At 31.6% G+C, this 10,229-nt stretch carries 12 protein-coding genes; 11 read left to right on the top strand and 1 reads right to left on the bottom strand.

From position 1 onward, the window contains the following. Nucleotides 1–211 precede the first annotated feature (211 nt). The 10 genes from ACFCYN_RS20465 to ACFCYN_RS20420 all read left to right on the top strand — a co-directional run bounded on the left by ACFCYN_RS20465 (nucleotide 212) and on the right by ACFCYN_RS20420 (nucleotide 8,317). Complete coding sequence (locus tag ACFCYN_RS20465) at nucleotides 212–781, top strand: GNAT family N-acetyltransferase (RefSeq protein ID WP_172444976.1); 570 nt, start codon at nucleotides 212–214, stop codon at nucleotides 779–781. Between the two features lie 96 nt (nucleotides 782–877). After that, nucleotides 878–1,501 (top strand): hypothetical protein, encoded by a 624-nt coding sequence (locus ACFCYN_RS20460; protein WP_375951382.1) that lies wholly within the window; start codon nucleotides 878–880, stop codon nucleotides 1,499–1,501. Nucleotides 1,502–1,576: 75 nt separating this feature from the next. Next, nucleotides 1,577–2,263 carry a Dph6-related ATP pyrophosphatase gene (locus tag ACFCYN_RS20455; RefSeq protein ID WP_375951380.1) on the top strand — a complete coding sequence of 229 codons (687 nt, stop codon included), beginning with the start codon at nucleotides 1,577–1,579 and terminating at the stop codon, nucleotides 2,261–2,263. A 196-nt stretch (nucleotides 2,264–2,459) separates the two neighbouring features. Then, the gene (locus ACFCYN_RS20450) at nucleotides 2,460–2,735 is read left to right on the top strand and encodes a DUF4190 domain-containing protein (protein WP_098119703.1); all 276 of its coding nucleotides are present in this window, start codon (nucleotides 2,460–2,462) and stop codon (nucleotides 2,733–2,735) included. Nucleotides 2,736–2,811: 76 nt separating this feature from the next. Continuing rightward, nucleotides 2,812–3,183 (top strand): iron chaperone, encoded by a 372-nt coding sequence (locus tag ACFCYN_RS20445; protein WP_375951378.1) that lies wholly within the window; start codon nucleotides 2,812–2,814, stop codon nucleotides 3,181–3,183. Between the two features lie 331 nt (nucleotides 3,184–3,514). After that, the gene (locus ACFCYN_RS20440; protein ID WP_375951377.1) at nucleotides 3,515–4,891 is read left to right on the top strand and encodes an SH3 domain-containing protein; all 1,377 of its coding nucleotides are present in this window, start codon (nucleotides 3,515–3,517) and stop codon (nucleotides 4,889–4,891) included. 224 nt (nucleotides 4,892–5,115) lie between these two features. Continuing rightward, nucleotides 5,116–5,619 carry a sigma-70 family RNA polymerase sigma factor gene (locus ACFCYN_RS20435; RefSeq protein WP_375951375.1) on the top strand — a complete coding sequence of 168 codons (504 nt, stop codon included), beginning with the start codon at nucleotides 5,116–5,118 and terminating at the stop codon, nucleotides 5,617–5,619. Continuing rightward, the gene (locus tag ACFCYN_RS20430) at nucleotides 5,609–6,628 is read left to right on the top strand and encodes an anti sigma factor C-terminal domain-containing protein (protein ID WP_375951373.1); all 1,020 of its coding nucleotides are present in this window, start codon (nucleotides 5,609–5,611) and stop codon (nucleotides 6,626–6,628) included. Before ACFCYN_RS20435 ends, ACFCYN_RS20430 begins: the two co-directional genes overlap by 11 nt. A gap of 252 nt (nucleotides 6,629–6,880) precedes the next feature. Continuing rightward, nucleotides 6,881–7,672, top strand: coding sequence for a phosphotransferase (locus ACFCYN_RS20425; protein WP_375951371.1), 792 nt, complete (start codon nucleotides 6,881–6,883; stop codon nucleotides 7,670–7,672). A 123-nt stretch (nucleotides 7,673–7,795) separates the two neighbouring features. Then, nucleotides 7,796–8,317 (top strand): shikimate kinase, encoded by a 522-nt coding sequence (locus tag ACFCYN_RS20420; protein WP_375951369.1) that lies wholly within the window; start codon nucleotides 7,796–7,798, stop codon nucleotides 8,315–8,317. Nucleotides 8,318–8,456: 139 nt separating this feature from the next. On the opposite strand, the gene ACFCYN_RS20415 is transcribed toward ACFCYN_RS20420, so the two are convergent. Beyond that, nucleotides 8,457–9,197: a divergent polysaccharide deacetylase family protein gene (locus tag ACFCYN_RS20415; protein ID WP_375951387.1), complete on the bottom strand. Its 741-nt coding sequence runs from the start codon at nucleotides 9,195–9,197 to the stop codon at nucleotides 8,457–8,459. A 263-nt stretch (nucleotides 9,198–9,460) separates the two neighbouring features. On the opposite strand from ACFCYN_RS20415, the gene ACFCYN_RS20410 reads away from it, so the two are divergent. Continuing rightward, nucleotides 9,461–9,886: an RDD family protein gene (locus tag ACFCYN_RS20410; protein ID WP_172444966.1), complete on the top strand. Its 426-nt coding sequence runs from the start codon at nucleotides 9,461–9,463 to the stop codon at nucleotides 9,884–9,886. Nucleotides 9,887–10,229 lie beyond the last annotated feature (343 nt).

Genomic DNA, 10,229 nt, shown 5'->3' with positions numbered 1-10,229 from the left:
AGTAGATACAATGAAAAATATCTAAAGTTATCATATTAAATTTATTAATTATTAGGCTTTGTTATTTTGAATTAAATGCGATTTTAAAGTAAATTAGTCGAGGGATTATTACTTAATTTGAAATAAAAGATGAACTGTATTAGATAAAGGAATCAATCTTAATTTACGGAATTTAAATAATATAAATTCTATTAAAAGGGAGATTATAAATTTGCATATCGATCAAGAATTACGAATAAGACCAATAAATGAAGAAGACTTATATACACTTTGGACTTTAACTTTCAAAGAAAACGCTCCGGAATGGAAAAAGTGGGATGCACCATATTATGAGCATAAATCTATGACTTTTGAAGAATATTTAACTACAAAGGATCGGATTGTAAATCAAGATTCGATGTGGATTATAGAGGTGGAAGGAAAAATAATAGGAATTGTTAGTTATTACTGGGAACATAAACCTTCTAATTGGCTCGAAATGGGAATTGGGATATATGACCCTCAATACTGGAGCGGTGGGTATGGTACTAGAGCATTAAAACTTTGGATAGACCAATTATTCAATACTTTACCATTGGTGCGTGTAGGTTATACTACTTGGTCAGGAAATTGTCGAATGATCAAAGTTGGTGAAAAATTGGGTATGACTATGGAAGCGAGATTGAGAAAATGTCGTTACTATGACGGACATTATTATGATTCTATTCGTATGGGGTTATTAAGAGAAGAATGGGAAGATTTTAAAAAAGATAAGATCATTGAGTTGGATAGACGGGTTTAATCGTTTAATTATTAGATATGTTGATTTTTGTAAAAAAAAGGAATTTTAAGTATGAGCTAGAAACTCCTATATAGTAGAGTAAAGGGGGAGAATTAAATGGAAGAATATAAGAATATAAATGTTGAAAATATAAAGATTGTCGATAAAAATGGCACGGTAAGAATACGTCTTTTTAACAATGATCATATCCCGCCAGCAATTATGGACGGGAAAGACATTCTCCCTGGGCATAGACAAGAGGATCCAATTGCAGGATTGATGTTTTATAATGGGGAAGGTGATGAGTGCGGCGGTCTTATATTTGGCAGTAAAAAGGATGATGAAGGAAACTATGAATCTTATGCTTCATTAACTTTTGATCAGTATAAACAAGATCAAGTCGTACAAATGCATTATATTGATGAGAACGGACAAAGACATTATGGATTTTCCGTTTATGATCGACCAAATATGCCATTACCAGAATTAATTGAAAGAACACGCGATATTCAAAACTCTGACCTAACTGATGAGGAACTAGAGAAAGAGTTAGAGACTATTTGGAAAGGTAATACATCGCGTGCATTTATGGGGAAAAATTCAAAAGGTGAAGTAACCGTTCAGCTATCAGATTCAAAAGGGAAACCTCGGATCAGAATGGTAGTGGATGAAAACGATATTCCACGGATGGAGTTTTTAGATGGCGATGGAAATGTAACATATAAAATTCCACCTGAATGATAATAGATTATTGAAGTTCAATACATAAAAGCTACATAAAGGGTTTATTAGGTAAGTAAGAAGGGAAAGTATTATATGGTTGAAAAAATAAATTGGAAAACTAATGCTATTGGGCACAAATTTATAACATCGTTTAGTGGTGGAAAGGATAGTGTTCTCGCTTTATTTAAAGCTATGAAAGTTGGAGATGCAGTCGGTTTAATCGTCATGCTTGAAGAAGAAGGAAAACGTTCTAGGTCTCATGGAATGCCTCCTGAACTTGTACATGAACAAGCTAAGTCAATTGGTTTACCGATTTATAACGGAGTAGCAAGCTGGAGTGATTACGAAAAAGTATTTATTCAACTACTAGAAAATGCTAAAAATCTTGGGGCAGAAGTATTAGTTACAGGGGACTTGGATATGCCAACTCAAGATTGTTGGCACGACATAATCACAAAGAAAGTTGGCTTAAAGCTTGGGATGCCATTATGGGGAATGAATCATCGTGAAGCTGTCGAAGAGTTTATAAATTTAGGCTTTGTTACGATTGTTGTAACCGTTAATTTAAAGTTAGGAATGAGAGAAGAAGATTTAGGGCGTACAGTAACACATGAATTTATAAGGGAACTTGAAGCTCGTGGTATTGACCCATGCGGTGAAAGTGGAGAATTTCACACGACGGTAATAGACGGGCCTATTTTTAAACACCCCATTCAGGTCAGAAAATGTGAGATTAGTAAAGACGAAGAATATGCGTATTTGCCTTTGGAGCTTGTATAAATTTAGATTTTAGGAATAAATGTATGCTATGCTGCCGTTTTAATTTTAAAATATTCAATTGAATGGGCGAGGTTTTGTAAAAAAACGCTAAATTTGACGAATTTACCCCAAATTACAAAATTTAAATCTTAAGGTAAAATTAGAAGAAAATAATATTTTGTTTCTTGTTTTGGGATAATAATAGGGGGAGTTTGACATGGGAACAACAAATAGTAAATCTATTTCTTCACTAACATTAGGCGTTTTATCGATAATAATTCCGATCATTGGCTTTATACTTGGAATTATTGGTCTTTTTATTTCTAAAAAAAGTATAACTGAAATTAAATATTCAAACGAAAAGGGAAAAGGTTTAGCTGTCTCAGGTAGAGTTTGCAGTATTGTTGGAATATGTATTCAAATAGTTTTTATTTTAATCTTAATTTTAGGTATAGTCGCTTTCAATTCAATGAGTGATACCATGACGTTCTAAGGAGTTTTGAACTACATAATAATGCTAAAAAATCAAAAATTCTATTAATAACTACATATTATTTAGGAGGGAACCTATGGAAGTTTTTGCAAAGTATTTAGCAGGTATTGATAACCCAGATCACCGAGAACGAACAACTGAAGTTTTGGAGTGGATTGCAGGTAAGTTCCCAAATCTAGAATCGCAAATCAAGTGGAATACACCTATGTTTTCTGATCACGGCACATTTATTATCGGTTTATCTACGTCCAAGCAACATATGAGTGTTTCACCAGAAGAAGCGGGCATTTTACATTTTGCCAATGATATTGCAAAAGCTGGTTACAGTGCTACTAAAGGCTTGTTTCGGATACCTTGGAAAGATGCAGTCAATTATGAGTTACTTGAGAAAATGATTGAATTCAATATTCAAGAAAAAGCAGGATTAACTACTTTTTGGCGGAAATAAAGTTACACATATTTTATTGCAATATTTATTAGTATTGTAATTATTACATAGGATTTTTTAGTAAAGTATTATTGAAATACATTAGGTACTTTTATTCTATATGGTTGTAATAGTAGAAGAGCTTCCGAAGCTCTTTTTTTTGTGATTTTCTTTAACAATAAATTGTAATAGATATAATTTCGAAATACGAATATTAGATTTTAATTAAAAAATAGTTAAATAGATGTTAGAATATTAATATAGAAAAGATAATTTCATGGCTGAACTTTAAAAATCAGTAGTGAAAACTATTAAATTATTAATCGACTTAATATAGAGCGGAGTGATTACTTTGAAAAAAATAATACGAATTTTATGTATTTGTATATTATTCGCATTAATTATTCCAGCAAAGAGTGCTAAAGCAGCTGGGAATGTTAAACCAGGTATGATTAGTAATTTGCAAGTGTCTCAAACTGGCCAAAATATTACATTAACTTGGAATGCTGCATCGGATGCTTTTAACGGTTATGTGATAATTCGGGAATCAGCTACAGAAATCAGTCAATTTGGAGTGAATGCTGGGGCTACTTCGTTTACAGATAAAATAGCTTTCGAAAATACGGATTATAAGTATTCAGTTTACGGATTAGGACCAAATAGGGAATATGGTGAAGCAGTCTTGATCGACGTACATACTAAGAGTGATCAATACGCACCTGATAAAATCAGAAATATTCAGATGGAAACGATAAATAAAGAAGCTCATATAACTTGGGATGATCCATTTAATTGGGACTACAAAGGTGTATCAATCTACGATAAAGATGGAGAATGGGTTACAGATGTTGAAGTGGGAGATAAAGAAATACACTTTTATGATTTAAAAGAAAATACTTCTTATACTTTTTATTTTTTTAGCTATGATCAGAAAGGTAATGAACAAAGCTTAGAAGAGGGTGCGGAAGTAACATTTAAAACCACCTATGATAAGAAATCACCAGGAGAAATAAATAATGCAATGTCATGGCGTAAAGGAAATGACTTGATTTTTAGTTGGGACAATCCTCGTGATGAAGATTTTGTCGAGACGATTATTACGTTTCCAAATGGTAAAAAAATTAAGTATGACTATGATAAACCGACGACGCTTACGTACAAACCAACAAGTTTTACAGGAATTACAACTGTAAAGTTTCAAACAGTAGATTGGAATGGGAATGTCTCAAAAGGTAAAACGATTTTATGGGAAGATTCAAGTCGACCACCAGTTGAAGCAAAAAATATTAAATTTAAAGATGCAAACGGTGTAATTACAATTTCGTTTACACCTGCAAATGAATATGATTACAAGGCGACGATTGTGACCCTTCCAAATGGCTCAAAAGTTACGATACCAAAAGGCAAGAATAGCTTTATTTATAAGGGTTCAACAATTGTTGGAAAAGTCTATGGTTTTACGTTTAAAAGTATGGATAGTGCCGGAAACATCTCAAAAGGGATAAAAGTAAACTTTGCACCAAAAGCGATAACTGTAAATAAATCAATGAAAACAAAGATTAAAACATATTTACGTACTTCTGCAAGTAGCTCTGGAAAAAAAATAAAAACACTTTACTCGAACACATCTGTAAAAGTATTAAGTAAGGGATATGGAAGTGGCCGAGCATACAGTTACGTGCAAATAGGTTCAAAAAAAGGATATGTTGTAAGTTCACATTTAAAATAAAAGCGCCAAATGTGTGTGGTTATAAGACTAAATAATAGTTTTATAAACATTTTGAAATGTAATAGGATTTTCAATTCAAATATACTGAATGAATTTTTCAATAGTAGTATCCGTCAATTTTTTGAGAGCTTTCAGAAGCTCTCTTTTATTTTTGAAAATTTTTTCATTTATTTTGTATACTTTTTGGTTTCGTGTTCGTCTAGTAAGCAGAAAGGGGGACGATGATGGATGACATAAATAAAAATAGCGAGCTCAATTCAGAACTTAATTTCGTATTTAAGTACTTAATTAAATTAGGAGTATCTAAATCGGATGCTGAGGATCTTGTTCAGGAAACTGCTTATAAATATCTACTTTATTATGATTCTATTAAGACTTCAAAAATTCGTAGTTGGTTGATAAGAGTAGCATTAAACGATTATTATGACCAATGTCGAATGCAAAAGCGATTTCAGTTGAATTTCAATGAGATCTTTCTTGAAGCAGATGAAGTTGAGAATCCAGAAAATATTTTTCTTGAAAAGGAGAGAAACGAAGGACTCTCGATAGCACTTTCTCGATTAAAACCATATTTTAAAGAACTGTTACTTCTTAAGTATCAATCAGGACTTTCATATGAAGAAATCTCAACGTTATTAGACAAAAGTGTGAATTCGATTAAGACAAATTTATTTAGAGCTCGTAAAAAACTTGAAAAAATTTATAAGGAGGCAAATTATGAACGATAAGGATGGAATAAATAAAGAGGAAGAAATAGATTTTATTACAAGTTCCTCATTACAGAAAGTCGTTAAAAAATCAAAAAGGAAACAAACGATTAAATATATCTTTATTACACTTCTCACAACTATGATCTTATTAGCTGCATTACTATATGGAGGTAAGTACATATTAAATAAGCGTACAAACATATTAAACTCCCGTTTAGAGGCGAATCTGGATACTGTATATAGTACAATTCATGGAGCAAATTTATCAATAAGTGGTGGAGTAAATAATTACGAACTTTTCAGTGTCACGACCGACACAAGGATATACAAGACAATAGGAGATCGTACAATTCTATGGGATAAAAAGATGGAAAGAATCCCTTTATTTGGAAGAGTCAAAACGCTTGATCAAGGAAGTGGATCTGTAGAAGTTAGTACACTTAATGAAGAAGCTCATCGGTATGTACGTTATAACGAATTTAATAATGAAAGAAAAATAGATTTCTATTATCCAGGTCTATCTTATGAATATTTACCTCATGAATTAGATATTGCTACAGAGTTAGATAAAAATAAGTTAATTGAAGTAGCACTTTCCTTTAATAAACCTATGACGATAGAGGAATTAAATAAGCAGTTAGGTTACAAAAACGTCAATTGGATATGGGTTGATACATCTTACAAAAAGCAGATGGACTATATGGAAAACGTATTAGATAGTGACGACGTAAAAACTAAAGGCGGTGGTGGTGCTTTTGGAATAACACTTTCTGGGGGAGTACCGCTTTCAGCAAAATATGGCGTGAATTATTTCCTGAGCACATTGAACGAATTAAGCAAAAAAGGGAGTCATAAAACTTCTGTGAAAGAAGCACTTTTAGGAATAAAAGAAAATACGAAAGAAACAAATGGAGAAATTCGTTTTAATGGTGCCGTGGTTACAGGTACAGCGGAGGAATTAAAAAGATTTAAAAGTTTAAAATTTATCCGCGCTTCTGTACTTGGTGCAACGATTGATAAATATTAAGATAAATTAGGATTTTTAGCTATTGATTGGATCATTAAAAGTTTATATTTAAAGTATCAAATTAATTCATATCAGACTAATTGTTGCATTATTTAGTTACATAATAATATAAAAGAGTAAATTTTAAAAATATTTTTAAAGCACTTATTTTTCTTTCATTTATTCTGTTATTAAAGAGTTCATTTTTCACAATCCATATTTAGAGGGAACATTGGATATTTTTCTTAATGTGAACCTTAGGAGGAATTTTTGATGTCAAACTATGAAAATGAAGAAAAGCTAACAGGTGGAAATGTTTCTAACGTTTATCGCTCAGGTAACACTGTACGACGCGAATTAAAGCCTGAAAGTACAAAAATACATCAGTTATTAAGACATTTAGAGAAGAAGGGTTACATTTATGCACCAAAGTTTTTAGGTATTGATGAAAAAGGAAGAGAGGTCTTATCGTTTATTGAAGGGGAAGCTGGAAATGACCCTTTAAAGGAATATATGTGGTCTGATGAATCCTTAAAAGAAATAGCTAAAATGCTCCGTCTATATCATGATGCTGTAAGTGATTTTCCAATTTCAGATGATTGGGAGCCGATTGACAATACTCCTAAGAACTTGGAAGTAATATGTCATAATGACTTCGCTAGATACAATATTATCTTTAATAGAGAAAAACCAGTTGGAATAATAGATTTTGATGTAGCCGGATCAGGCCCGAGACTATGGGACATAGCTTATACTCTTTATACTTGTGTTCCACTAAGTAGATTTTATTTATCAGAAAATGGTGAAGAAGTTTATAATAGCCAGTTACATAATGCTGATCGCATAAAACAGAGGGTAAGCCAGTTTTTTGAGTCTTACGGTGAAAAAGAGGAAGTAGATTATTTAAAGATGGTATTGTTAAGGATAGAAGGTTTATGTAAAACAATTAAAAGAAAAGCAAATGAAGGTGATGTTGCTTTTCAAAAGATGATTGATGATGGTCACTTAGAGCATTATCTGAATGATATTAAGTTCATTCGAAATCACAGTAATGAGTGGAAATAAAAAGTGGGTTCTTAGAATGCAGGTTGGCGATTGCTGTACTATATATAAAAATTTAACAAGGTCATTTTAACTACTAAGTAGAATAGTATAGATTCAATGTTTTTAAGATAAGTGGTGATCTAAATGGAAAATAATTTACCAAAGAAAATTCATATCATTGGTTCTGTTGGAAGTGGTAAGACTACATTAGCAAGAAAAATGGCTACTAGACTAAATATTCCATATTATGAGTTAGATAATGTTGTGTGGAAAAGGCAAAATGGGCATAAAGATATAATGCGATCTGAAAAAGAAAGAGAAATGTATCTAGAACAACTTATTAATACAGATACATGGATCGTAGAAGGCGTTCATAATGAAGAATGGGTTGCTAATAGTTTTGAAAATGCAGAGTTAATCATTTTTTTAGATACTAAATATTCAGTTAGAACTTATCGAATAATTAGAAGGTTTTTATTACAAAAGCTAAGATTGGAAAAATCAAATTACAAGCCGACTCTAAAAATATTTTTCAAAATGTTTAAATGGAATCGATATTTTGAGGAAGTAGGCAAACCGAAATTTTTCAAAAAATTATATAGAAATTACAATAAAAAAATCTTGATTGTGAACAATAAAAATGAGATTGAAAATTACTTTAACTAAGTTCCATATCTATAAGATCGTAAAAGAGGATGTTCCAAAAGTTTAAATTTGGGGCATCCTCATTTTTAAATTAATAGAAGTTTTTTAATAGGGACAGTCTATGTTCAGTGAAGCAAACTAAATGAAATTGTACTTAATTTTAATGTAGTGGAATCGGTACATTTTCAACAAGTTCAGATAAAAATACAAAAGTTGCTTCTTGTTTAATTTTAGGTATGTATTCTTTAATCGCATTTGAGGTCATTTCACCTGGTTCTCCTACATGCCCAATAGCAATCATAGTTGTTTCACTTTTTACTTTTTCTAATAGTAATCGAGATTGTTTTTCAATATGGCTCATTGTGTATATATCATCAAAAAATAACTTGTTTTCAATGACTGGAACACCAATCTCATCTGCAATTTTTGAAACGACGCTGCGATAGTTTGTTTTACTATCGAAAAAAAACAATCCTCGCTCTTTACAAACCGCCAAAACAATGCGCATTACTCTTTCATCGGAAGTTGCTTTTGAACCCATATGGTTATTTATCCCTATAGCAAATGGAACGTTATCAATTGCCAATTCTACTCGTTTACGAATTTCTTGATCACTTAAGTTAGTTAAAATAGCATTTGGACCTAACCAACTTGCTTTACCTTTTTTAGGTTCCATTGGTAAATGAACAATAACTTCATAGCCTTTTTTATGTGCAGCGGTTGCATCTTTTTGGGTTGAAGGTAAGAAAGGCATCACTGCGACTGTTAATGGGATCGGCAGAGAAAGCATCTGTTCAGTTCCTTTCATGTTATTACCAAAATCATCAATTACAATAGCAACTTTATGATTTTTTTCAGCAAATACAGAAGAACAAGTTGTAGAAAAAACTACTAAAGCCATGAGAATAGAAGTAATCCAAATCTTCATCGGTAAATCTCCTTTACATTAATTACTACACCCTACTATTTTCTGTGATTAAATGGAAAATAACCGTAAAATGTTGAAAAGAGTACAATTTGATAAAATATTTATTAAGTAAAATTGTAAATTTGAAGAATAAGCCCGTAGAAATGATAATTTGTGCTCAGTAAAAAAGATGGAAAAACAATTAAAATTATATATTAAGAATTATAAAAATAAATTTAGGGGAATGAACTAGGGTTATGGAACAAAAGCATGCTGGGTTTTGGATTCGATTATGGGCGTTTTTAATTGACTGGGCAATAATTAGTATAGTGATTTGGATTGCAAAGCTCGTTATAGAAAATATTCTTGGGTTAACATTTACTAGTAGTTTATGGCCATACTATGTCTCGTTTTTTATTTATCGACTTGTACTACCGATTACTTCCTTACGTGGGACGGTTGGGAAATTTATGATGGGTTTAGTCATTCAAAAATCAGATGGTGAAAACTTATCGACAATCGATTCTGTAGGCCGAATTTTAGCACAAGAATTATCTACAATTACATTCGGAATCGGCTATCTAATGATTGCTTTTACACGTAAGAAAAAAGGGCTTCACGATAAATTGGCAAACACTTTTGTCGTATACAAATCTACTGATCAAAATACAGTAGAACTTTAATAGATTGAATAATACTACGGAATTTAATGTATCACTTCTTGAGTAGCCAGTGGCTACTCAATTTAATTTGTCATGGGAATTCTTCTCTTAAAAGGAACAGCTATTATTATTACCGAAATTAATAAATTAAAGTTCTGATTTAGAATTAGGAGGATATATGAAAGATTTCCATTGCTGTGCTACATGTCAGCATTTCAAAGCGGAGAAAAAGATAGAAGGAATGAAATATTATTGCAGTCGATTGGGCTTTGAGACTAAAACGAATTATAAATTTAACTGTTGGAGTCCAAATGAGAAAGTGAAAAAGTTAATAAATAATATAGGAAAAGATGGCACGAATTGA

It is taken from the genome of Gottfriedia sp. NPDC056225 (genome assembly GCF_042267765.1).
Taxonomy (GTDB): Bacteria; Bacillota; Bacilli; order Bacillales; family Bacillaceae_G; genus Gottfriedia.
The sequence above is the reverse complement of the archived record's forward strand: the minus strand, read 5'-3'. Positions and strand labels throughout refer to the sequence as shown.